16 protein-coding genes are annotated in these 24,418 nt (G+C 49.1%); 5 read left to right on the forward strand and 11 right to left on the reverse strand.

Features of this window, described 5'->3' with window-relative positions; all coding sequences use genetic code 11:
- Positions 1–12: 12 nt before the first annotated feature.
- The 4 genes from J2X61_RS24545 to J2X61_RS24560 all read right to left on the reverse strand — a co-directional run bounded on the left by J2X61_RS24545 (position 13) and on the right by J2X61_RS24560 (position 11,438).
- Entirely contained in the window at positions 13–2,673 is a 2,661-nt protein-coding gene (locus tag J2X61_RS24545) for a glycosyltransferase (protein ID WP_310191490.1), read from the reverse strand.
- Between the two features lie 28 nt (positions 2,674–2,701).
- Positions 2,702–3,721 carry a mannose-1-phosphate guanylyltransferase gene (locus J2X61_RS24550; RefSeq protein ID WP_310191493.1) on the reverse strand — a complete coding sequence of 340 codons (1,020 nt, stop codon included), beginning with the start codon at positions 3,719–3,721 and terminating at the stop codon, positions 2,702–2,704.
- Between the two features lie 180 nt (positions 3,722–3,901).
- Positions 3,902–10,081, reverse strand: a complete 6,180-nt coding sequence (locus J2X61_RS24555; protein WP_310191496.1) for a WIAG-tail domain — start codon at positions 10,079–10,081, stop codon at positions 3,902–3,904.
- 184 nt (positions 10,082–10,265) lie between these two features.
- The gene (locus tag J2X61_RS24560; RefSeq protein WP_310191499.1) at positions 10,266–11,438 is read right to left on the reverse strand and encodes a glycosyltransferase family 4 protein; all 1,173 of its coding nucleotides are present in this window, start codon (positions 11,436–11,438) and stop codon (positions 10,266–10,268) included.
- 232 nt (positions 11,439–11,670) lie between these two features.
- Here J2X61_RS24560 and J2X61_RS24565 point away from each other — a divergent pair, with 232 nt between their 5' ends.
- Positions 11,671–12,771 (forward strand): YheC/YheD family endospore coat-associated protein, encoded by a 1,101-nt coding sequence (locus J2X61_RS24565; protein WP_274470844.1) that lies wholly within the window; start codon positions 11,671–11,673, stop codon positions 12,769–12,771.
- Between the two features lie 71 nt (positions 12,772–12,842).
- Here the strand turns inward: J2X61_RS24565 and nagZ are convergent, their stop codons facing one another.
- The 5 genes from nagZ to J2X61_RS24590 all read right to left on the reverse strand — a co-directional run bounded on the left by nagZ (position 12,843) and on the right by J2X61_RS24590 (position 17,504).
- On the reverse strand, positions 12,843–14,102 hold the full coding sequence (gene nagZ, locus J2X61_RS24570; protein ID WP_310191503.1) for a beta-N-acetylhexosaminidase: 1,260 nt from the start codon (positions 14,100–14,102) through the stop codon (positions 12,843–12,845).
- Between the two features lie 96 nt (positions 14,103–14,198).
- Entirely contained in the window at positions 14,199–14,495 is a 297-nt protein-coding gene (locus tag J2X61_RS24575; protein ID WP_274470845.1) for a transposase, read from the reverse strand.
- 156 nt (positions 14,496–14,651) lie between these two features.
- Complete coding sequence (locus J2X61_RS24580) at positions 14,652–15,308, reverse strand: DUF2642 domain-containing protein (RefSeq protein WP_274470846.1); 657 nt, start codon at positions 15,306–15,308, stop codon at positions 14,652–14,654.
- A gap of 29 nt (positions 15,309–15,337) precedes the next feature.
- Positions 15,338–16,672 (reverse strand): arsenic transporter, encoded by a 1,335-nt coding sequence (locus J2X61_RS24585; RefSeq protein ID WP_274470847.1) that lies wholly within the window; start codon positions 16,670–16,672, stop codon positions 15,338–15,340.
- Between the two features lie 301 nt (positions 16,673–16,973).
- Positions 16,974–17,504: a hypothetical protein gene (locus J2X61_RS24590; RefSeq protein WP_274470848.1), complete on the reverse strand. Its 531-nt coding sequence runs from the start codon at positions 17,502–17,504 to the stop codon at positions 16,974–16,976.
- A gap of 269 nt (positions 17,505–17,773) precedes the next feature.
- Between J2X61_RS24590 and J2X61_RS24595 the strand changes: the two genes are divergently transcribed.
- Positions 17,774–17,998, forward strand: a complete 225-nt coding sequence (locus J2X61_RS24595) for a hypothetical protein (RefSeq protein ID WP_274470849.1) — start codon at positions 17,774–17,776, stop codon at positions 17,996–17,998.
- A 17-nt stretch (positions 17,999–18,015) separates the two neighbouring features.
- The gene (locus J2X61_RS24600) at positions 18,016–18,261 is read left to right on the forward strand and encodes a hypothetical protein (RefSeq protein ID WP_274470850.1); all 246 of its coding nucleotides are present in this window, start codon (positions 18,016–18,018) and stop codon (positions 18,259–18,261) included.
- A 43-nt stretch (positions 18,262–18,304) separates the two neighbouring features.
- Here the strand turns inward: J2X61_RS24600 and J2X61_RS24605 are convergent, their stop codons facing one another.
- Positions 18,305–19,405, reverse strand: a complete 1,101-nt coding sequence (locus tag J2X61_RS24605; protein ID WP_310191510.1) for a glycosyltransferase family 2 protein — start codon at positions 19,403–19,405, stop codon at positions 18,305–18,307.
- 466 nt (positions 19,406–19,871) lie between these two features.
- Here J2X61_RS24605 and asd point away from each other — a divergent pair, with 466 nt between their 5' ends.
- Together asd and J2X61_RS24615 are read left to right on the forward strand one after the other, a co-directional pair.
- Positions 19,872–20,657, forward strand: coding sequence for an archaetidylserine decarboxylase (asd, locus tag J2X61_RS24610; protein ID WP_274470852.1), 786 nt, complete (start codon positions 19,872–19,874; stop codon positions 20,655–20,657).
- A gap of 32 nt (positions 20,658–20,689) precedes the next feature.
- Entirely contained in the window at positions 20,690–21,943 is a 1,254-nt protein-coding gene (locus J2X61_RS24615; protein WP_274470853.1) for an MFS transporter, read from the forward strand.
- A gap of 998 nt (positions 21,944–22,941) precedes the next feature.
- On the opposite strand, the gene J2X61_RS24620 is transcribed toward J2X61_RS24615, so the two are convergent.
- On the reverse strand, positions 22,942–24,381 hold the full coding sequence (locus tag J2X61_RS24620) for an NAD-dependent malic enzyme (protein ID WP_274473496.1): 1,440 nt from the start codon (positions 24,379–24,381) through the stop codon (positions 22,942–22,944).
- Positions 24,382–24,418: the final 37 nt, after the last annotated feature.

The raw sequence follows: 24,418 nt of genomic DNA on the forward strand, positions 1-24,418 counted from the left end.
CTTGGATATCAACTATGACTCAAATTCCCCGCTCACAACGACATGCAGGTTCGGCCTTCTCACAGCCGACGCATTAGATACGAATACGCCATGATTGTTTAACTGATCCTGCTGCCAATTTTGAGCCAGCCGGGTACAGTCCCACGTAAAGAGCAAGCTTTGGTTCGGCTTCGCTTTTCGATTCATCGCGCTTTTGAAAATCGGTAATTTACGAACCCGGGGTCTTCGGCGCAATATGCTCTTTGTGGACCAAGGCGTCTTAATCCGATGTATGCGAAGAACTTTCGTTATCGCCGGGATCTGCATCACAGCACGCTCTATGGTGCAGCCTTGAGGCAGTTCGTTTAAATTGAATGAAAAATAAGAGACCGGCCTCTTTCCAATTCGTATTCTTCGGTATCGGTTAGGAGAAATATAAACTGTACGGGTGGTTTTTCCTTCGATCGGTGCCTTCGCCGTTTCTTCGCTTGGAGCAGCGGATTCTGCCGTGTCCGAGCCGGCTTCCGATTGCGGTGATGCAGCCGCTTCAGGTTTTTCATCAGCCAATGCCTCTTGCAATTCGTCGTATTTCCCGTCCTCAACAATGCGTTTAAATTTCTCCACATATTTCGAAACTGAATGGTGCTCAGCTACATAATTTCTCGAACGCTCCCTCATCTGCTTGCGCAAATGTTTGTCTTTGTACAACTGTCGCATGGTAATATACAATCGATCTTCGACTGCATCATCATGCTTGATTTTACAAACCACACCGCTTGGCAGCTCTGAGAACGAATCAACATCCGAAACGATCGCAGCTTTGCCATGCGATAGAATGTCGAGCAAGCTTCCTGAAGCTTCTCCGTCCGCCGGGTACCGCAGCTGGATACAAGCATCCGAGTGGCTGAGCGTTGTCTGGTATTCGGCATGATCGACGGATCCTTTGAATTCCACCATTTGCTCAAGTCCCAGCTCAGCTACGAAGGCTTTCAGCTTTTTGATATAGCGGGACGAACCATCCCCAGCAATCGTGTATTTCATGTCCGTGCAGCCTTCGTCTTTCAGCCTTTTAAAGCAGCGTATTGCTAGCTCCAGGTTTTTATTTTCCGCAATGCGACCGAAGCTGGAAAATACAAAATCGCGATCCATCAAGAGCGAGATCATCACCGGAAGCTTTTGCGGCAGCGCACAATAGCCCACATTGCGAAACCCTTTGCTTTGCAGCTTTTTTTTGGCGTACTGATTATGAACAAGAATGGACTTGGCGGCGTGCAGCAGTTGTTCCGTGTCGATCAGCTCGGCTTGGGATTCCGTCCCATTGCGAAGCATTTTCTTCAACTGAAGATCGTGAAGATCAACAACACCCGGGTATTTCAATACATATGGGGTTATATAGGCATGAAGGATGCTATCGCCTAATTGGTACAAAATTTCATCATATTGACCAGCCTTTTGTGGAAATACATCGTGAGGATAAATGCGTTTCGCTTGTTCTTCCCCGATCTCTTGCGGTAATAGGGGCTCGTAGCCGCCATCAATGAACAAATCACATTCGTAAGATTTTTGCAGTGCTGGCAAAATGACATTCATATAAGCAGTAATACCGCTTTTGAGAGGTGTAAGAGGCGTGAATATCGCCAGTTTTTTTCGCAAAACAACCTGATACGCTTCATGAACCTTCGTTCCGTCGGGTTGTTCCTCCAATCGATCGATCCATTCGTATCCTTGATTCCGTAAATCGTTCCTTACCGCACCGTCAGTTAAACATGCCAATAACCCCTGAACGATGCCGTCGGGATTGGCCAGATCGACACTATAAGCCGCACTTGACCGCGAAGGAGACTGTGAGAATGTGAGCACAGGCGTACCGCAGGCCATCGCATCCAGCGCCTGCACACCATAGCCCTTATGCGGGGACGGATACACAAATACATCTGCACGACTGTACAGTTGAGCCAGCTTTCCGTCCGAGACATCCGAAAGCCACAAGGTGTCTTGCTCGACTCCGGCAAGGATGGCTTCAAAACGCAAGGATTGCTTTTCTGCTTCATCCATCTTACCTGCGATGACGAGCTGATATTTACTATGCAGCTGTCGATTTACTTGACCGAAGGCTCGGATCAGCTTCACGATAAGCTTCGTGTCAAACACATTTGCCGTGCTCAGGACAAAAGGTTTGCCGATCCCAAACGTTTGCAAGCCATCCTTATCGCCGGAGTGCATAAACCGCCTATTAATGCTGCCATAGATCGAGATTATTTTTTCTGGAATGACTCCTAGCGTATCGATCGCTTCCTGCTCTAATTGATCAGAATTCGTGAGTATCAAATCACAGGATCGGATAAAATCGGTAAAAGCAGCCTGGTTATCACTATTCTTAAACTCGCCGTACGGGATCATGTCATGCAGGAGCACAGCCACTTTCGTTGTCCCGAACCAAGCTTTCTTGAGGCTTGCAGACGAAATGTCAAACGGGCTCAGAATTTGAAACAAATCAATCGCGTTCTCTCTCAGAAATCGTTCCAGCTGAACCTCCATAGGCTGCGCATTCGGGCCTGTTTCCGGGTAGAAAGAATGGAAGCTGTGGTTATGATTTTCTTTCTGAATCGAACGTATGAATCTCCTGGCGAATTTGCCCACAGCACGCTCATGTGATTTCGTTCGTGTAAATGACATATCGAATGCGATATTCATGCGTTCACCACCTGATTGACTTAAATTTCTACTTTGAAGACTCCATCATGCTTATCGCGATTTTAATATTTTGCTCCTCCGATTTCGGGCAAACGAGTAAGCCGTCCTTCGTGGAAACGATGATCAAATCGCTGACTCCGATTGCCACCACCTTTTGATCTTCCGCATAAATAATCGAGTTGGCGGCATGGAGGGAGTGGACCTCTCCGAAAAACAAATTTCCCTGTTCATCCTTAGGAAAAACCCGTTCCAGCGCATTCCACGAACCTACGTCATCCCAAACGAAATGAACGGGGATCGTATACACACTCTCGGCTTTCTCCAAAATGGCATAGTCCACAGATAATCTGGGCAGCGAAGCATAAACGGTCTCTAATGGAAGATCGGATAGCCACAGCTTATGCCACATCTCACTTTGATGAATCTTCATATAATAATTAATTGTCGAAGGCTTCCAAATGAAAATACCGCTATTCCAGTACATATTCGGCTCCTTCATGAATTCACGGGCACGTTTCTTGTCTGGCTTTTCTACAAAGCTCAGCACACGCTTGGCCTGGCCTGGCATCGAGTTCGCTTCCGCCCGTATATACCCGAAGCCCGTCTCCGGCCTTGTCGGAACAATCCCTAGCGTGACAATCGATGCATCCTGTTTCGCAATCGCTTCCGCTTCCAGCAATACCCTCATCAATTCCGCATCGTCGGGAATGTATTGGTCGGAGGGAGTCGTCACGATGACGTCATCCAGTTCTTGCTGCAAAAAAAACCTCGCTGTTAAAGCCATACAAGGTCCGGTATCCCTTTGATAGGGCTCCACAATCATGCGGCTCGGATCTAAGAGCGGCAGCTGCTCATGAATTAATGTGGTGTAGGATGAGCCCGCAACCACATAAATATCCGCCACGTCTACATACTTGCTAAATCTTTGGTAAGTCTGCTGAAGCATGCTTTCATTGGAAGTTAAAGCCAAAAATTGCTTAGGCTTCGTTTCCACGCTTCGCGGCCAAAAACGCAGTCCCTTGCCTCCTGCCATAATTACGACTTTCATCAGAGACTCATCTCCTTCAAAGCATCCGGGATATCTGCTTCATTCTATGCGTTCAACTACCGCGAAACATGGACGAATAGCGGAGAAGACAAAAAAATGGGTTTTATCCCTAGCTTTCACTGCTGATGGCAGCAAAAAAAGCAGGATCGGTGCGAAGCACGACCCTGCCTGATTACTGTGTTATTTATTTCCTATTGCCATCCAGTTGACGATCCCGTAGATTTCTGGGGAGAAACGTGTTCTTACTAATGATAAAACCGCATAATTCGTATATTTTTGCTTAACAACCGCATAGCAAACGGTATGATTCGTTGTTCCAACTAACACATAGTTGCTATCCGCAAAAGGTTCATCGAAATAAATTTGAACATCGACGATTTCATCCTGCACTTTGTATTCGAAGGGAACAAGGCCGAATTGCTGCATGGCGACGGACTTTGAAGGAGGCAGCTGAACAGTACGGAATGATAATTTGCTTTCATCGACACTTCCCTCTGTCAGCTTCGTCCCGCTTATCGACCCTACAGCAAGATGTTCGCCGTATACGGAGCCAGGGGCTAGTTTGCTTCCGTCGATACTGCCAACTGCCAGCTTGGATCCGCTTAGCGCTCCGTCTGCAATATGCTCGTCGCTTACCGCCTCGCTGGCCAATTTACTTCCGTCGACGCTGCCTGCCGCAAGCTTCACTGCAGTCACTGCTCCAACAGCAAGATGCACGCTGCTTACCGCACCGAAGGCCAGCATACCGCTGTCTATGCTACCTGTGGCAAGTTTACCTAAGCTAATAGCACCGTCTGCGAGGTGCTCGCTGCTGATTGCTCCAGGAACCAGCTTCGTGCCATCGACGCTGCCGCTTGCCAGCTTCGCTCCGGTAACAGAGTTGTCAGCAAGATGCTCCCCATGTACGGCTCCATCCGCCAGCTTCGTATTGTCTACGATCCCATCCGCTAAATGACGTCTGGTCACAGCTCCCTGGACAATTTTGTACGTGTCCACGCTCTCCGCCATCAGCTTCGTACCGCTGATTGTTCCATCGACCAAGTGCTCAGCGCTAACGCTGCCTTTGGTAAGCTTTGTGCCGTCTACACTCTCAGGAGCCAGCTTTGACCCGGTAATCGCCTCGTCGACGAGATGCTCATTGTTCACGGAGCAAGCAGCTAATTTGCCTCCATCCACACTGCCGGCCGCTAACTTCGACCCATTCACAGAGCCGAATGCGAGATGATCGCCGTAAACGGAATTATAGGCCAGCTTGCTGGCGTCTACACTGCCTGCCATTAGCTTCTTTCCGCTAATTGAACCGTCTGTGACATGCTCACCCTTGATGACGCCTTTGGCGAGTATAGTTCCGTCTACACTGCCTTCTGCCAGCTTGGCTGCCGTCACTGAGCCGTCTGCCAGATGCTCCATACTTACGGCACCAACAACCAGTTTAGTGCCGTCAACGCTGCCTGCGGCCAGTTTAGCTGCGCTAATGACACCATCTGCGAGATGCTCGCCATAAACGGAACCGTTTGACAGCTTAGTCCTGGTCACCGCACCATCCGTCAAATGCTCGCTACTCACACTGTCTTTAGTAAGCTTGCTGCCATCTATACTGCCTTCAGCTAACTTAGCTCTGCTTACAGCTCCATCGGCCAAATGTTCGCCATGTACAGCTTCAGGCGTTAGCTTCGAACTGTCTATGACTCCGTCCGCAAGGTGTATGCCATTCACGGCTCCCGGAGCAAGTTTGTTCGCGTCAACACTCTCTGCCATTAATTTGGCACTGTTAATTGAACCGTCTGTAAGATGCTCAGCGCTAATGCTGCCTGCAGCGAGCTTGCTGCCGTCTACACTGCCTGCGGCCAGCTTTGCTCCGGTAACTGCACCGTCTACCAGATGCTCGCTGCTCACTGCCCAAGCGGCTAGCTTGCTGCCGTCCACACTGCCTGCTTCCAGCTTCGATCCGCCTACTGAACCAAGCGCCAGATGCTCTCCGTAAACAGAATTATGAGCCAGCTTGCTTGCATCTACACTGCCTGCCGTCAGCTTCTTTCCACTAATCGAACCGTCAGTGACATGCTCACCCTTGATAACGCCTTTGGCGAGTATAGTTCCGTCTACACTGCCTTCTGCCAGCTTGGCTGTCGTCACTGAGCGGTCAGCAAGATGCCCGCTATTTACGGCTCCGCTTACCAGCTTGCTGCCATCTACACTGTTTGCTGCTAGTTTAGCTGCACTAATGACGCCATCCTCGATATGCTCACCGTAAACGGAACCGCTCGACAGCTTGCTGGCATCAATGCTGCCTACCGCAAGCTTAGCCCCTGTCACCGCGCCATCGGCCAGATGCTCGCTGTTCACACTGTTTTTGGTCAGCTTGCTGCTATCTACGCTGCCTTTGGCTAACTTGGCTCTGCTTACAGCCCCGTTGGCCAGATGCTCGCCCTGTACAGCTTCGCTCGCCAGCTTCTGGCTATCAATGGCACCGTCGAGTAAATGGTCGCGTGTGATCTCGCCAGTTGCCAGCATCGAGCCGGAGATGCTGCCTTCTGCCAGCTTGCTCATGCTGATTGCACCGTCAGCCAAATGCTCGCTGTGGATACTTCCGATCACCAGCTTGCTGCCGTCAATGCTGGCCTCCTTCAGCTTAGCTCCGCTAATAGACCCATCGATAAGATGAGCCTCACCGATCACTCCGTGAGCGAGTTTAGTACCGTCCACGCTGCCTGCCGCCAATTTGGCACTGCTGACAACACCGTCGGCCAAATGCTTCCCAAACACCGAGTTAACGGCCAGCTTGCCGGCGTCCACACTGCCTGCCGCCAACTTCGAACCAAGAATCGCGCCGTCCGCGAGGTGCTCGCCTTCCACCGCTCCACTTGCCAGCTTGCTCGCATTCACGCTGCCCGGTTCGAGCTTGGCTCCGCTGACAGCACCGTCTAAGAGATGTTCGCTGCTGACAGAGCCGATGGCCAATTTGGCACTGTCGATCACACCGTCAACCAAGTGGTGGTAGCTAACCGAGCCTTCCGCCAGCTTGGAACCGTCTATGCTTTCAGAAGCCAATTTACTGCCATCCACAGCACCGTCTGCCAGGTGTTCGCGGGTTATCGCATCTTTAACAAGCTTGCTGCCATCGACACTGCCGACAGCCAATTTCTCGCCATGAACGGCTCCATTCGCCAGATGCTCGCTGCTGATAGAACCAAGCACTAATTTACTGCCATCCACACTGGCCGTTGCCAGCTTCGACGAGCTTACAGCACCATCAGCAATATGCTTGCCGAATACCGAATTGTTCGTCATCTTGCTAGCGTCCACACTGCCGGCGGCCAGCTTAACGCCGGTAACCGCACCGTCAGCCAAATGTTCATTCTCCACCGACGCATTAACCAGCTTGGTAGCGTCGACACTGCCCGAAGCGAGCTTAGCCCGGGTTATGGCTCCATAAGCAATATGATGGTTCTCGATAGTTCCGCCTACCAGCTTGCTGCCGTCCACACTGCCAGGAGCTAAGTGGTCGCCTCTGACCTCCCCGGTCATCAGCTTGCTGCCATCGATACTTCCTGCCTCCAGCTTGATGCCGCTAATTGCTTCATCTGCGATATGTTCACCCTGAATAGCTCCAATGGCAAGCTTGCTGCCGTCTACGCTCGCTGCCGATAGCTTCGCACCGGTTACTGCACCGTTCGCAAGATGCTCGGTTCCGACCGCACCATCGGCGATCTTGCTGCCGTCTACGCTGCCGGACGCCAATTTCTCAAGGCTTACCGCGCCATCAGCAAGGATTTCACTGCCCACCGTACCGATGACCAGCTTGCTGCCATCTACACTGCCCGCAGCCAGTTTAGCTCCGGTTACAGCCTCGTCAGCCAGATGTTCCGTGAGCACGGCTTCTTGGCTCAGCTTGCTGCCATCCACACTAGCTTCCGATAGTTTCTCTCCACTAACCGCACCATCCGCAATGTGCTGCGTATTGATCGCTTCCCAGATAATTTTGGTGCTGTCTACGCTCCATGGCGCCAGCTTCGATGCTGTAACCGCTTCGTCCGCCATATGGTCGGTCCCAACAGCCTCGATTGCCAATTTACTGCTAACGACACTGCCCTCTGCTAATTTCTCGCTGCTCACAGCACCTGCTTTCAGGTGCTCGTTCTGTACGGCTCCGCTAATCAGTTTACTGCCGTCCACACTGTGTGGGGCCAGCTTTGAGCCGGTTACAGCTTCTTCCGCAAGATGACGGGCATGAATGGCTCCGCCAACCAGCTTGCTGCCATGAATGCTTTCATTGGCCAGCTTCGCTGCTGTAATCGCTCCGTCCAGAATATGTTCGCTATTGACCGCTTTTTCGGCAATCTTGCCGGCTGTCACACTGAAATCAGCAAGCTTTATTTCAGTAATCGCTTCGTTTTGAATTTTAGATGTCTGTACGGCGCCGTCCTGAATACTCGATGTCTGAACAACGCCTTCCTGCAAGTGCTGTGAATCTACAGAGCCAGGGGCAAGCTTTTGCCCGGTTACAGCATGATTAGCAATGAGCTCTTCCGTAACGGTTTGTTCAATTAGCTTCTTACCAGACAAACTTCGGTCGGCAAAAACGTCCAATTTGATTGAATTATCGCCCAGGTGCTCGGAACTAATCGTGCCTGGTTTAATATGAATGCCTTCGATGATATGTTCTTGTAAATGACGCGTTTCAATGGTGAGTGGCGCAATTTTATTGCTCGTTACGGCTTCTTCCGCAATTTTACTGGTTGTGACCGCCTCTTCATGCAATTGCCTCGTAATGATTTCTTCATTCGCAATATGCTCTCTGCGGATTACATAAAGCCCCAGCTGTTCCTCGCCAATCGAACGCAGCTCCAAGTGCTCCTTGGCAATGGCTCCATGCCCGACATGCACCCCTTGGACAGCTCCAGGGGCAATTTTCTCCGATGTTATACTCCCATCCTTGAGTTGGATAGAGTCGACACTCCCAGCAGCCAACTGTTCGGAAGTGATGGACCTAGGCGCTAATTTAGAGGTTGTAACCGAAAAGTCAGCCAAATGTTCAGCCGTGACGGATTGATTTTGGATATGCCTTGCTTCGATGCTGCTGTTAACAAGCTTCTCGGATGTAACCGAAGCGTCCTGGAGCAAATCGGTTTGTATGGAGCCTTTTCGCAGGTGCTCCGTTCCAATTTCACCCGCTCCGATGTTATCCCCGGTAATGCTTTCGCTGCCGATATGCATAGCTTGGATAGAAGCTTTCTTCAGATGAACAGATCCAACCGATTCCTTCGCTAGTTTAGCGCTTGTAACGGCTTGATCCCCGAGCTTCTCCTCTGTGACTGCCCGCTCGGCCAGCTTCTCTTCGATTACGGATTCCGGCTGCAGATGGGCGGTTTCAATCGCATTTTCTACAATATGAATGCTGTCTATCTGACATGGACTAATCGTCCTGCTCTGAACGCTTCCCGGAGCCAAATGCTGAAAGAGAATGCTTTCGGGCTGTAAATGGACGGGACCGATGCTGTCATCGGCAATTTTATCATGCGTCACTGCTTGATCTCTCAGTTTATCCGTCGTGATAGCCGCGTCTGAGATTTTGGCCGTATCAATAATATTATTTGACAAATGCTTGGCTTGAATGGCTCCGCTGCGTATTTTCTCCGAGCTAACGGCCTGGTCATCGATCAATTCGGTCGAAATCACCATCTCGGACAAATGGTGCGACAAGATCGATCCATTCGCCAGCTTGATGGAGTCAATCACTTGATCCGCCAATTTATCGGCGGTGATACTGTTATCCATCAGCTTCTCTCCGGAAATGGAATGATTATGAATTTTCTCGCCGGAAACGCTGTGGGGGGCAATATGTTCGTCGTGAATGGCGCTGTTTGCAATTTTCTCTCTGGTCACACTTGCCGTAGCCAGCTTCGTGTGGTCGATTGCATGGTCCCTTATCACCTTGGTGCTAATGCTCTGCGGCTTGATTTTACTTTCATCCACTGCCCGATTGGCTATTTTTTCCGATGTAATCGCTTCTTCAACGATATCATCGGTATAGACAACAGGGTTTGAAGACATTCCGGCTTTCCGCTCCGTCAACAAAATGAGCGGTGGTGCAGGGTTGACTGCACGGTTAGGCGGGATTGAGGCTTGCGGCTGCGGCTTTTCCAAGGGGGGAGCTTCCGTTTTCTTCGGTTTGGGAATCATTTTGGTTGCATTCGTGGTGACAACAGCCTGAACATTGTTCTTTTGCTCGCGTTCGGGATTAGGCTGGGCAAGCGCGGAATCCGATTCATCCAACCACTTCAGCTCGTTCGTATAGGAATTCACTCGTTGCACTTGCTGCTTTCGGGGGACGCCACGATTGCTATTCCGTTTGCTCATAGACTCCTCTCCATTTCTTCATGGTCTAGTCATTTGTAACATATTCATACATCCAGTAAAATGTACGTTTGCCCTTTAAAATGTGCATTAACCCAGGTGCGATTTTGATATGCTTGGAAATCAAAATCGTCACCCAGGTGCGATTTTGATATGCTCGGAAATCAAAATCGTTACCCAGGTAGCATCACCTCATGGACTTCATCATGCTCCGATATCGTTCAAACCATTGGTCAGCGCTTCGTTCCCACGTAAACAGATGCTTCACTCTCTGCAACCCCTGCTCGCCCATCACCTTCTGAAGCTCCACATCTCCAAGCACTCGAACCAAATAGCGGGGAAGTTCATCCGCAATTTGGTCCGGATTGATTAAATATCCGGTTGTACCATGATTAACAACTTCCTGGATCCCCCCCGAACGTGTGGCAACTACCGGCACACCCGCCGCCATGGCCTCAACATTGACTAGACCGAATGCTTCATTCGGTGCAGAAGGAACAGCAACTACATCCGCCAGTTGGTACCATTTGGCAATGTCGTTATGGGCCACGTACGGGAAGAAACGGACATATTGCGGCATTGAGCTCCCCATCCTGTGCAGTTTACGGACATAATCCGTTTGTGTATCTTTTCCGTAGTAGGCGCTGCCAACAATAAGCAAGATAGCATCGGGCTCAGATCGGATCACTTGGAGCATCGCATCTAGCAGATGATGTACGCCTTTCTTCGGGATGAGCCTTCCGACGAATAAAATGATTTTCTTATTCTCATACCCTAGCTTTTTCAGCGTTTCCAGGCGGGATTCGCTTCCTTCCGGGGTCCATTTGGATGTAAATTGCGACAGATCCGCTCCGAGATGCTGAGTCACGACTTTATGGGAGCAGCTAGGAACCTTACGTTGGATTAACCGCTTTAGGAAATCACTATTGACAACAATGACATTCGCAGCTCGAAGGCATGTCGACAGCTCTCGAACGGAGATGTGAGGCATGGAAATAAAAGAGGTGGAATGCAGCATTAAGCTAATCTTGATTCCCGGATGCCGCCTGCGTAAATACCGTACAAACCGCGGACGATTCTCAACCTGGATAACGTTCGGTTTTACCAATTTGATTTGCTGGCTGACCCTCGCTATATAAGAAGCAGGTTTCTCGTATCGAACACGTAAATAATGAACGCCTTCTTGAACCTCATGGCTCGGTTGATGCAATGTTTTACGCCCAAGCACATACACCCCCATATGTTTAACTAAATGCTTGGCTGTATGGTTAACGACCATTTCTACCGAACTGCTTGTTCCAGATGGTATGGGGAAAGTACCGGGTGTTACAATGGCTACTTTGATCGGCAAGCTGCACATTTTCTGACCCCTTTCCGTATCCGTTAAATGCCTTATGCGGCCTCTTTTCTATACATATGCGGATTTTATGGGTTAGTCTGGGTATTTGCCCCTACATTCTGTGCAAACGTCACATCTTCTAACGGGTCTATCAGCATCCGTACAAACAAGCAGCCCTGCTTTTCCATAAACTAAATGAAGACATCCGCATCACCTGCCAGTAAATTGAATGTAAAGGAGTGAAAGGAATACAATGGAAAATCCCTATGTGGGCATTTTAATAAACGACACCTTATTCGATGGCATCCCTCAAGGGAAGACAATATACGAAGCTATTCATTACTACAGTGAAGCTGGCAAAAAATATGGGGTGATTCCTTGCTATTTCCGCATTCAAGATGTTCGAATAGATTCGATGAAGGTACGCGCTTACATCCCCTCCGGCGATAAATTCGTCCTTGCATGGATCGATCTGCCTAAAGTCATTCACAACCGCGCCATTTACCTGGATCATGCTTCTTATGACATGTTGGAAAGCTGGACGCAGCACGGTATCATTCTATTTAATCGTTGGAACCGTTACAGCAAGCTGCTTATCCATCAGATTCTGCTGAAAGACGACTCGATAAGGCCGCATATGCCTGGTACGTACGCGGCAAACCTGATAAATTTGAGAATGATGATGAACGCCTATGATTCGCTTATTATTAAGCCAACGAATTCCAGTATTGGCCGTGGGATTATGAAAATGGATCGGGTTGGAAAAGGCTGGAATCTCATCTATCCGGCAAGCATGCGAATCAGCAATCGCATATGGCGGCAAGTCCGTTTTTCGAAACAGCTCCCGGCCTCCCTGCAAAAAAAGCTCAAAACCCGCTCTTACATCGTCCAGCAATGCTTACCGCTGGCTCAATATGACGGCCGTCCATTTGATCTGCGCATTTCGGTCCAGCGCGGCGATTGCGGCGAATGGGGAATAACGGGGATTGTTGCCAAAGTGGCTTCCCGAAAGCACTTTCTTACGAATGTGGCGCAAGGAGGCGAAGTCATGCGCTTATCGGATATTCTGGCGAAAGAATATCCGGCACTCGATCAGGCAGCCGTTTTTCAGCAGATCACTGATTTTACAATGCGCGTAACCAAGCATTTAAGTGCGGAGTTGCCCCATTTGGCTGATATTGGGCTAGACATCGGACTTACCAGCCATGGCTTCCCTTTATTTATTGAATGCAACAGCAAAGATCAACGTTATAGCTTTAAGGAAGCCGATATGATGGATGAATGGAAGGCAACCTTCTACAAACCGATCGCCTATGCCAAATTTTTATTGGATGGCGGAATCCCTGTTTATTAATTGCAGCATGCAGGGATATAACAAAAACCTTTATCTCCCCAGGCAATATAACCAGGGAAATAAAGGCTTTTTCATTTGTGAAGATAGGTTTCCAGAAGGTGCTTCACATCACTATTTATTCGCTTCGTGTCAGGCGTTTTCACAGCCGCATCAGTCAGCTGATACTTCTGTTTCAGCTTGAGAACATGAACTACGCTTTCATCGACCGCTGCCATGGGAATTCGCTTCTCATCGACTGCTCGGCGAAGTGCCTTGGCAACCGCCACCACCTTCTCATAATCGTGACCGACCATCACGACATTTGTCCCGGCAAGAATCGACTTAACTGCAGCTTCACCGATATCATACGTTTTAATAATAGCTCCCATCGTCATGTCGTCTGTCATGATCAGTCCTTGGAAGCCCATCTCCTGCCGCAGCAGGTCCGTCATGATCTTCTTCGACATGGAAGCCGGGTTCTGGCCATCTACTTTGGGCAGCAAAATATGTGCTACCATCACCGCATCCGCTTGCTGCTTAAACGCCTCCGCAAAGGGCAGGAGCTCCAGTTTGCGCAGCCTTGCCAAATCATTCTGAACAACAGGAAGCTGGGCATGGGAATCCACGGACGTATCTCCGTGTCCTGGAAAATGCTTAACGACCGGCATCACCTTCTGAGTCTGCAAGCCCTTCATCGTTTGAATGCCCAAGGAGCTGACAATCGGCGCATTGGCCCCAAAGGAGCGATCGCCGATAACAGGATTGTTCGGGTTGCTGTTGATATCGAGCACGGGTGCGAAATCAACGTTCAATCCGAACGCTCTCAGCTCTTGGCCGAGCAGACTGCCAACTCCGAAGGCGAACTCCTTACTGTTCGTCTTTCCGATCTCTCCGCTCGGAGGTGTTTTCTCAATTTCATCAGGCAAGCGCGTTACTCTCCCGCCTTCTTCATCCACCCCAAGCCAGAGAGGCAGCTTATTCCCGGCATTCTCTTGCTTCAATGCATTCACAAGGGCAATCAACTGGCCTGTATCCTTCACATTCGTTTTATACAATATCAACCCGCCAACATGATAGGAATCAATGAGCTCACGAGCATGCTGACTCATTTCATAACCATCTATTCCAGCGAATATCAATTGGCCTATTTTCTCATCAACAGTCATTCCCTGAAGAATCGTCTGAACAGGATCCGCTGTTGGTGTCGGTACGGCTGAAGGACTAGCAGGGGGACTGCTTGCATGCGTCCCTGACGGCGCAGGCGAAGGAACAGCCGAAGGTTTCGCTGGCGCGTGTTGGAAGCATCCCGTCAGTACCGACAGACTTAAGCCTAGGGGCAGGCTATATTTCATAAACCGTTGGACAACTCCGAGCATCCGCTCACCTTCCTTATGTATGATCCTATCAATTGTTGGACGTCGGACGTCCGCATTTAGTTGCATCTATGTTTATTCCTGCCTAAACTGCTTCAACATCCGGAGCTGAATCACATACATGCCATAACTGCCCAAATAGGCTCCGCTTAACAGAAACCAATTATTTTGAAAAACCGCATGAATATTAGTCATAAACACCGTTTTATCGTGCAAAATTTCGTAGATTGCCAAAGTGCTGATGATACCGAAAATATACGCACACAGCACGGCCAGAACATTATAGACAACTCGCCACGACTTGAACAGCCAAGCTCCCAACAGCATAACCGGAGGGATAATACATATAATAACCGTTATGATTACCGTCATTTTCCTTGCTCACCTCATTACCATAGCATTGACGGTTTTTACTCTGAAAATACTTAATTGTACAAGTATTTGCTAGTTAAATACCGTTTCTAGTTAATTTCCTTTTTCATATAATATAAAAAAACCTCACCAGGGAGGTTTTTCAGATACCTGCTTCTAGAGATTGGGAAAGCAAGCTGTTTTAACATGTTGTATATTTCGGAAAACGGAGGTTTGATCGGCCGTGATCAGCTCAGCCATATGTTGATTCACACTTTTCAGCAGGCCAATTTTGCTGGAGCTGCTTCCCCAGTCGAAAACGACAAGATGTCCCTCCAACTCTTTTAGCTGGCCTTCGAACGTATCGTTAAGCTGATTATCTGGTGAAGTCTCTGGCAATATGCTATTGAGCGCATACGGCAATGGATTGTTAGGGTAAGGAATTAACCATTTTAAGTGAAACATGGGGATATACATGGTCTTATGGATGGGGGAATAAAAAACAAAATAATTCGATTGTACGTTTGTGATATAACCGTGGATCGATTGATTGCCGGAGACATAAATCTGCAGGAAAATGCCAAAGGACTTTTTCAAAATTTCTTCGTAGGAAGTCTCATTTACGACATCCGTTACTTTATAGCCTATAATTTCATGAGGTACACTGGTTAATTGGATTGTTTGAATATGAACAGCTGGCACATATAGATAGTCATTACCGTCATAAATAACAACGATATCGGCGCCATAGTCAATTAACACACCACTTCGGGTCACGTTCTCAGTTATCTTCAACTCGATCGTTTTGCCGAGCATAGGCTGTAAACAATTCATATCCGTCTTACCTCCTTATTCATCATCACTCAGAACGAAACATATGACGTCCAAATAAATAAGCCAAGTAAACTAACGAATAAACTGAGGGGCACAACAACGATCGTTACTTGCAAATATTTCCCCCAATGCATGGGGACATTATGTTGTCTCAATGTATGCATCCAAAGCAGGGAAGCGAGCGTCCCCATTGGCAAAATCAAAGACCCAATATCAGCTCCAATGACATTCGCCAAATAAGAAATTTGCTGTAAATGAAGATCTAACCCCATCTCTTTAATAGATAAAGTACCTATCATAACGGAGGGCAGATTATTACAAAGGTTAGATAAAACAGTCAGCAGCCCGCCCATAGTGAATATCGCGTGAAATGGACTTGTTGCAACCGTATCGCCGAATTGTTTCACAATCAGTGCAGTCATTCCCGAATTGTGAAGGCCATAAATGATAATGTACATGCTGAAAGCAAACAAAATAATACTCCACGGACTTTTCCTCAGTACATCGGCTGGGCCGATTTGCTTCTTAAACCATCTAATCAGGATTAAGATGATCGCGCCAATAATGGCAGGCCATTCCGTCGGAATGCCTAGCGGAGCGAGAACAAAGAAACTGAGCCGGGTTGCAATGACGACACCTATACTGATTCGAAACATTTTCCAGTCGATATCCGTCCCTTGCTGCGGTCTTGAAGACAGCGGATGTGATCTCATAGAGGAGTTCTCGATCATAAATTGCTGATTCATATTCGTTTTGTATCCAATCGAAATATCTTTTCTGAAAATAAGAAACAACATCAAGGCCATACAGCCAATCCCGAGCATGGAGGGTACAAACATCATCTTGGCATAGGTATTCAAATCTAACCCGACGATTTGCAATGAAATCAGATTAGCTAGATTACTTACCCCGATCGGTGCGCTTGCCGCAGTAGCTACTAAAGCCCCAGAAATTAAGAAGGGAACTTTTTGATGCGGCTTTAGCTTCAACATGCTCAGGGTATGAATAATAATAGGCGTCGTAATGAGAATGCTCCCGTCATTATTAAAAAACAATGTCATCAAAAAACATAGTAAATTAATATACCAGAACAGCAGCACGCCAGATCCTTTTGCTTTTATAGCCAAATTCAAGGCCGCCCATCTAAAAAAACCGATGCTTTCCAGAACAATCGACATCACAATAGTCGAAAGGATCGTAATGGAAGCCCCGCTTACAATTTTTAAAATGCTTACCATGTCGGTTAAGGGGACAAATCCGATGACTAGAACGGTAGCGGCCGCAATGGAGGTAGGAAGGGCTTCATTGATTCCGCGGGGTCTCCACATAACAAAAATGACCGTAACTAAGAAAATACTGATCATCAGCAGAGTCTCCGCGCTACTCATTGCCTTTCCCTGCGCTTTTTATACTCGATATATGAACGACTGGCATCTCTTCCTTAAATTCTGTTTTTATTTCCGCATGCCTGGAGGTAGATTCAGGCTTCAATAGCAGATACAGAAGTGCTCCGCTGATTAATAGATAACTAAAACTAATAAGCATCTTAACCTCCCCTTTCCTAGTCTTTCGTCTAGCCTGTACATTCGCTTGCAAAAGGTTAAAAAAATAGCCGTACAAGTACGGCTTTTTAAAGTTGCAAAGCATATTCAATTTTCTAATTATTTATTTCTTGTCTTTTTTGCTATCTTTTTTATCTTTGCTGTTATTTGCGGCTTCTTGTTGACCGTTAGCATTTTGCTGTTGCTCGTTGTTTTTGTTTACGTAGCTGATGTTACGGATATGGAAAGGCATAACGCGAACAATTTCACTGCCTACAGTCAATGTTACGAGAATATCTGTCACATCCGTTAATATACCCTCAATTTTCTCAGGGCCTCCACGGTTGATTTGCACCCAACGAAATTTCATTTCTTTAACGACAGCAATGAAGTCTACACCATCGATGACCGGAGGCAATAATGGTTCCGGGAGATCTGGATCTACTATGACAACCGATGTATCAGCAATCGTGCGTGTATCTACACTAACGCTTTTGATATGTTCGGTTTTATAATAAACGTTTCCAGTATCCTTAATATAGACAACAATGTAATCGTCTTTTACGACGAGCAACTTGCCCAATCTCGATTCCGGCCCCCCCCTATCTACACGAACATCTTTCCCAACCAGCAATTCCAGCGTTGCTTTGTCCATCGATATCCCTTCCCTCTTCCGGTAGTTATTTACTTGCATTAGAAGTATATGAGCCTTTCATCTGATGTGATTGGGATAGGTATCTATTTGTCCATATTTTTCCGCTTTAACCTAATATAAGCTGCTCTGCGGCGCAGATGAACAAATAAATAAAATGAGAAGTGGATGAATGGACATAGGGCATGTACCGTGTCAGCCCCCAAATATACATCATATGGTAAAAAGGTATACTCCAGTAAATGATTAACTAACTTAAGGAGGTAAGAACTGTGGGAAAATCAGAGCACTTAAGACAGGAGATTAATCTCCTAAGAGTAACCAAACCTATGATGCATCTACTGAAAGAATTACGATTTCAACCAGTGACTGTTCTAACTGCCGCTGGACCTATTTCAGGAGAACTCATGATTGTTGGTGACGATTTTATTCTCGTCAAAGAAGTAAGCGGAGAAGGCGTCATGATTCCGATTACGAGTATTGAAGTTATTTATTAAGAAAGGAGTGATCGAGAATGCCTCTTCCCCATCCACCACATCCACATCCACACCCAGAGCCACATTGGACTTTTGAATCCTTCCTAAAAGGTCTTATCGGTAGAGATATCGAAGTTTACTTTATTAATCAATTTTACGTAGGACAACTGCAAAGCGTAGAAGATGGTTATTTCACAATGGTTGTGAATTCCGCCTACTACTTGCCAGAACAATCAATTACTGTATTTAGCCGCAGCGTTGAATATTTGCGTATTTTGAACTAAAAGCTTGCTTGAGAAGACCTATCTATATAGGTCTTCTCTTTTTTTATTGCTTCTCAATCCACTCCCGCCAGTTGGAAAAATGAGCATAATTCTGATGAGTGATGCTGAATCTACGTAACCTTCGATGATAAAGCGGCGTGGGAATATGCCTAAATGAAAAATCTTTGGAAAGACGTGTAATCACTTCAAAATCCTCATAAAGTCTTCCATGTGAAGGATCTTCCTGAGACCATCCACCGATTTGCTTCAAAGCATCTACGCGATATAACCGCGGTACCAATGGCAGTCCCATTGTCAGAAATTGTTGTTTGTCAAATAAGCCTGGCATGTTGCGCACGCCGCTATACAGCAGCTGATGCGGTTTCCTTTCGTACCATTCATAATAATTGCCATGGAAGAGGGCAGTTGAATGGGAGGCCGATTGTACCTGTGCAGTCAATACATCAAGGCAGTCCGGCGCCAGCCAATCGTCCGCGTCAAGCTCCAGCAACCACCTGCTGCGTACTTGGCGCAAAGCTTGATTCAAACATCCTGCCTTACCTTGATTACTTTCATTTTCTATGAATCGAATCCGCGAATCTCTCTCCAGAGAGCGAAGCACTTCCCCCGTTTGATCCTGTGAACCGTCATCGACGATTAGCAGCTCCCACTGGGCATTGCTTTGGGTATACACACTGCGAATCGCCCATGGTAAATACTCAGCATTATTATAAGTGCTGATGACGACAGAAATCAGCGGATCCGCTGTGCCGTGTTGGACTCGCGATTTTGCATGCAATATGGGCTTAATGGCCTTCCATTCCTCTTCGCTTCGCTTCCAACTGGGAGCCTTGGTCGCACAAGGCTCCCAATGCTCAGTAAGCATGTGCTGCCATTCCCAAGCTTCGCTTAATTGGATCCATTTCTCATACATAACATATTGTTCGAAGGGCAATCGTTCTATCTCTGAAAAGCAAGCCGGCCCTCCTTGTTTCACAGCGGCCGTGCGCCAGACGCTCGGAGCCTTACCGCTTTGTTCTGGGGAGCCGCTCTTATGTTTTGGATGAACAAATACGCCCGCGCAATTAACGGAAACACGTTGGAGCTGTTCGTTTAGTTCTTGAAGGAATGTCGCATCGAACCGATCTCCGGCTTGAATCGTCATGAAGAAATCGTCATGATAGGCGGCAAGCTCCTTATTCAATTGCTTGCCGATCCCGTTCGCACTTACTAGGACAGGCCATTCAGGGACGACATGTTCTAGTTGAGCGAGGGTTATCCTAGTACTCAATTGAGAAGTTGAGTCTAATACGAAAACGAGCATATCCCTACTCCTCCTACGGGCGTACCCACCTATTTAAACATTCTATGCGTTTATCTTGGGTTTGTTCTTCTAATAGGCTGCATAACTGCCTGCATCCATAGGATCATCTGCCCAATTCGCATATTTCACCGCTAACCGCCTGTATGCTGATTTTTTAAGCGACTACCTTTGCAATCCTTCTCCATTCGACAATTGATTCTTTTACCTTTCTGTGGCAAGATTAGCGAAGAACCCTTTACCGGGATCTTGGATCCCTTCCAAATCTCAGCAGCTGCACTTAACCACTCGAACGAACAGGAGTCAATCTATGTCAAAACCGTTTTTCAAATTGCTAACAGAGCTCTCCTCACGCAAATGGGTATCCCAGGTGACAGGAGCTTTTGCCAGGTCCAAAGCAAGCCGGATGTTCATCCCCCGTTTTGCCCAAACCTACGGTATACGCATTGAGGATGCTGAGAAGCATATCAAGGATTACAAATCCCTCAATGATTTCTTCACCCGCCGGTTGAAGCCGGGACTTCGTCCGATTCATGCCGATCCAACCCGTGTCGTAAGTCCGGTGGATGCCATGATTACAGGCATTGGCGACATTCAAGAGGGTCAGATCGTCAACGTCAAAGGCCAGGATTATACGATCGACGAGCTGCTTAACCGCTCTCCCCGGACGGTCAACTATAAGAACGGCTTCTACTTCGTCCTGTATTTGAGCCCGACCGACTATCACCGGATTCATTCTCCGATTACAGGCGATATTATCGAGAAAGAGCATGTGCCCGGCAAGGTATATCCGGTCAACGAATTCGGCCTTCGCCATATGAAACGGGTTCTCAGCCGCAACGAACGGCTAATCACGTTCATCCAGCATGGTGCAGGCGAAGTCGCCGTCGTGAAAGTCGGGGCGTTGAACGTAAGCTCAATTCAGTATGTGAAGCCGCTTCCCAACACGCTTGAACGCGGTCAGGAGCTTGCTTATTTCGAATTCGGCTCCACGGTCGTGCTGCTGTTTGAAGACGATATGTTCGAACCCCGTCCGGACCTGAAGCTAGGCTCCAAAGTGAAAATGGGAGAGGACCTCGGCCGCTTTCTCAAATAAAACATCATAAGTGATCTGGAGAGGAGAGAACCATGGCAGCTATAACATCACCGTCTTCCGGCTCCAATAGCTTGCAGAGCGCGGGTGACGTGAAACCGACCGTCTATCGGATCTTATTGGCCATCGGTCTCGTTCACCTGCTGAACGACTCGATTCAATCCGTCATACCTGCGATTTTCCCGATACTCAAAAGCGAGATGGGATTAACCTACACGCAGGTAGGATGGGTGCAGTTCGCCATCAACTTCACGGCTTCCATCATGCAGCCTGTCGTCGGCCTGTACACCGATCGCAAACCGTCTCCGTACATGCTGCCGATCGGCATGACCTCCACATTGATTGGGATGCTGCTGCTCGCTTTCGCTCATTCCTACTGGGTTGTGCTGCTCGCCGTATGCTTCGTCGGTCTCGGCTCCGCCGCCTTCCACCCGGAAGGCTCGCGCGTATCGCACATGGCTGCCGGAGGACGCAAAGGTCTGGCCCAATCGATCTTCCAGGTCGGCGGCAACTTCGGCCAATCGTTGGCGCCGGTCATGACCAAATGGATCTTCATCCCGCTCGGATTATTCGGGTCCATCTGGTTCACAGGCGTCGCAGCCGTCGCCATCGCCGTCCAGCTGTACATCGCGCGCTGGTACAAAGCCGTGCTCGTCACGGCACCGGTCAAAGCCAAATCCGCGGTCAAGCGGACCGTCAATCCGGTCCACCGCAAGCGCATCTTTTTTGCCATTTATGTATTGATTTTTCTCGTATTCGTCCGTTCCTGGTACGGGGCGGCTATGAGCGGCTACTTCGCCTTCTTCCTGCAAGAGCACTACGGCATGTCGATCAACCGGGCGCAGGACTTCATCTTCCTGTTCCTCGCAGCCGGCGCGGTAGGGACTTTCTTCGGCGGTCCGATCGCCGACAGATTCGGCAAGCGCAACGTCATTTTCTTCTCCATGCTGGGCTCGGCGCCATTCGCGCTGCTGCTGCCGCATGTCGGCATTACCTGGTCTTATATTTTACTCGTTGTCATCGGAGTCATCCTTTTATCGAGCTTCTCCGTTACCGTCGTCTATGCGCAAATGCTGTTTCCCGGTAAAGTAGGCACCGTCTCCGGTCTCATCACCGGCCTCGCCTTCGGATTAGGCGGGATCGGCTCCGTTGTGCTCGGCAACCTGTGCGATGCCATCGGCACCCCCCGCGTCATGGAGCTGTGCGCGTACCTTCCGCTGCTAGGCATCCTGACGTTCCTTCTACCATCCGACCGCAAGCTGCGGGAGTGGACGGAGGAACAAGCGTAAAACATAGAAACCTTGCCCTGTAGGCTGTGACTGCCTTGGGGCAAGGTTTTTTTGGCGGTTGGAGCTCGCACTGCCGCCGAACGAAACCCTCTAACGGACACAGCGGCTGTTATTTCACCGAAAACGAGCGTCTCTCGTTTCTTACGGACACACGTGTCCTTATTTGCCGATTTCGGCAGGAAACCATGCGCCAAATGGGCAAATAAGGACACTGGTGTCCGTTAGCATTCCCAATCGGCTGATACCCGCCGAATAAGGGCCGCTGTGTCCGTTAGCCGGATTGGTGCGGGCTGGCGCGGACGCTAGGCGCGGCGCGCCCTGACCTCTTCGGCTCCCTTAATGATAAGCGGCTTCCATGACGGCCCGGGTCAGCAGCCCAGCTCGCACAGCCGAACGAAAACCTCTAATGGACACAGCGGCAGCTATTTCACCGAAAACGAGCGTCTCTCGTTTCTAACGGACACACGTGTCCTTATTTGCCGATTTCGGCAGGAAAACATGGGCCAAACGGGCAAATAGCGACACTGGTGTCCGTTAGCATTCCCAATCGACTGATACCCGCCGAATAAGGGCTGCTGTGTCCGTTAGCCGAATTGGTGCGGGCTGGCGCGGACGCTAGGCGCGGCGCCCCCTGACCCCTTCGGCTCCCCTAATCATAAGCGGATTCCATGACAGCCCGGGGTCAGCATCCCAGCTCACACAGCCGACTAACGGACACAGCGGCTGTTATTTCACCGAAAACGTGCGTCTCTCGTTTCTAACGGACACACGTATCCTTATTTGCCGATTTCGGCAGGAAAACATGGGCCAAATGGGCAAATAGCGACACTGGTGTCCGTTAGCATTCCCAATCGGCTGATACCCGCCGAATAAGGGCTGCTGTGTCCGTTAGCCGGATTGGTGCGGGTTGGCGCGGACGCTAGGCGCGGGCCCTGACCTCTTCGGCTCCTCAAATAAAAAAGCCCGGGGCGCTGCTAAGAGCTGCCTCGGGCTTTTTATTATTCGTGATGCGCCTCTTGATGCTCGCGCTGCGTGCGGCGGCGGGCCACGCCGGCTTCATAAGCGGCTTCCATGACGGCTTCGCGCACCTTTTCAACAACAGCGTGATTGAATACACTCGGAATGATGTAGTACTCATTCAACTCGTCTTCGCCTACAACCGAAGCAATCGCTTTGGCAGCGGCCAGCTTCATCTCTTGCGTGATGCGGGAAGCCCGGCAATCCAATACGCCGCGGAAAATACCCGGGAAGCACAGCACGTTGTTAATCTGGTTCGGATAATCCGAACGTCCGGTGGCCATAACGCGCACGTATGGCTCCGCTTCTTCCGGCGTAATCTCCGGCGTCGGATTGGCCATCGCGAAGACGATCGGATCGGCAGCCATCCGTTTGACATCCTCCACTTTCAGCACGCCCGGTCCGGATAAGCCGATGAAAATATCCGCGCCGGCGATCACGTCAGACAAAGTGCCTTTCTGCTCGTGAGGATTCGTATTGTTGGCGTACCAATCCCATGCGGAATTCGCGTAGCTCTCGCCGCGCACAATCGCCCCTTGGCGGTCTACGCCGATGACATTGGTCACGCCTGCGGCCAGCAGCATTTTCGTACAAGCAATCCCCGCCGCGCCGATGCCCGTAACGACGACTTTGCAGTTCTCGAGCTCTTTGCCGACCACCTTCACGGCATTCAGCAGCCCGGCAAGGATCACAACCGCCGTTCCGTGCTGATCGTCATGAAAAACAGGGATATCCAGCTCGTTGATCAAGCGCTCTTCGATTTCAAAGCAGCGCGGCGACGAAATATCCTCCAGGTTAATGCCGCCGAACGCCGGAGCGATCGCCTTCACCGTGCGAATGATTTCTTCCGTATCCTGTGTATCCAAGCAGATCGGGAAAGCATCGACCCCGGCCATCTGCTTGAACAGCATGGCCTTCCCTTCCATCACCGGCATCGCCGCATCGGGACCGATATTGCCGAGCCCCAAGACGGCCGTACCGTCGGACACAACGGCAACGGTATTTCTTTTGATCGTCAAAGAATGAGCTTTGACCGGGTCTTCATGAATCGCCATACAAACGCGGGCGACCCCAGGTGTATAGACACGGGACAGATCGTCCCGGTTTTTGATCGGCACTTTCGGAGTGACTTCAATCTTACCTCCCAAATGCATGAGGAACGTTTGGTCGGAGACGTTGATAATCCGAACGCCTGGAATACTTTTCAACACTTTAACAATGGCCTCGGTATGTTCCGGATCGTTGACATTGACGGTAATATCCCGTGTTGTCGTTGTTTTGCTGGCCCGCGTTACGTCAATCGCAACGATGTCGCCGCCGGCATCGCCAATGGCCGTTGCAATTTTCCCAAATGTGACCAGTTCCTTATGTATCTCCAAACGCACAATCACACTTGTGCCTCCACCATTTAATCCTGCCATCCTGGGATCACTCCTACAATAAATAATTAATTGACCA

Origin of the sequence: Bacillus sp. 3255 (assembly GCF_031456485.1) — a bacterium.
Lineage (GTDB): Bacteria > Bacillota > Bacilli > Paenibacillales > NBRC-103111 > Paenibacillus_E.

Coding starts and splice junctions, on each gene's coding strand:
- J2X61_RS24545 (WP_310191490.1), bottom strand. CDS start 2,673: ATGAATATCGCATTCGATATGTCATTTACACGAACGAAATCACATGAG.
- J2X61_RS24550 (WP_310191493.1), bottom strand. CDS start 3,721: ATGAAAGTCGTAATTATGGCAGGAGGCAAGGGACTGCGTTTTTGGCCG.
- J2X61_RS24555 (WP_310191496.1), bottom strand. CDS start 10,081: ATGAGCAAACGGAATAGCAATCGTGGCGTCCCCCGAAAGCAGCAAGTG.
- J2X61_RS24560 (WP_310191499.1), bottom strand. CDS start 11,438: ATGTGCAGCTTGCCGATCAAAGTAGCCATTGTAACACCCGGTACTTTC.
- J2X61_RS24565 (WP_274470844.1), top strand. CDS start 11,671: ATGGAAAATCCCTATGTGGGCATTTTAATAAACGACACCTTATTCGAT.
- nagZ (WP_310191503.1), bottom strand. CDS start 14,102: ATGAAATATAGCCTGCCCCTAGGCTTAAGTCTGTCGGTACTGACGGGA.
- J2X61_RS24575 (WP_274470845.1), bottom strand. CDS start 14,495: ATGACGGTAATCATAACGGTTATTATATGTATTATCCCTCCGGTTATG.
- J2X61_RS24580 (WP_274470846.1), bottom strand. CDS start 15,308: ATGAATTGTTTACAGCCTATGCTCGGCAAAACGATCGAGTTGAAGATA.
- J2X61_RS24585 (WP_274470847.1), bottom strand. CDS start 16,672: ATGATCAGTATTTTCTTAGTTACGGTCATTTTTGTTATGTGGAGACCC.
- J2X61_RS24590 (WP_274470848.1), bottom strand. CDS start 17,504: ATGGACAAAGCAACGCTGGAATTGCTGGTTGGGAAAGATGTTCGTGTA.
- J2X61_RS24600 (WP_274470850.1), top strand. CDS start 18,016: ATGCCTCTTCCCCATCCACCACATCCACATCCACACCCAGAGCCACAT.
- J2X61_RS24605 (WP_310191510.1), bottom strand. CDS start 19,405: ATGACGATTCAAGCCGGAGATCGGTTCGATGCGACATTCCTTCAAGAA.
- asd (WP_274470852.1), top strand. CDS start 19,872: ATGTCAAAACCGTTTTTCAAATTGCTAACAGAGCTCTCCTCACGCAAA.
- J2X61_RS24615 (WP_274470853.1), top strand. CDS start 20,690: ATGGCAGCTATAACATCACCGTCTTCCGGCTCCAATAGCTTGCAGAGC.
- J2X61_RS24620 (WP_274473496.1), bottom strand. CDS start 24,381: ATGGCAGGATTAAATGGTGGAGGCACAAGTGTGATTGTGCGTTTGGAG.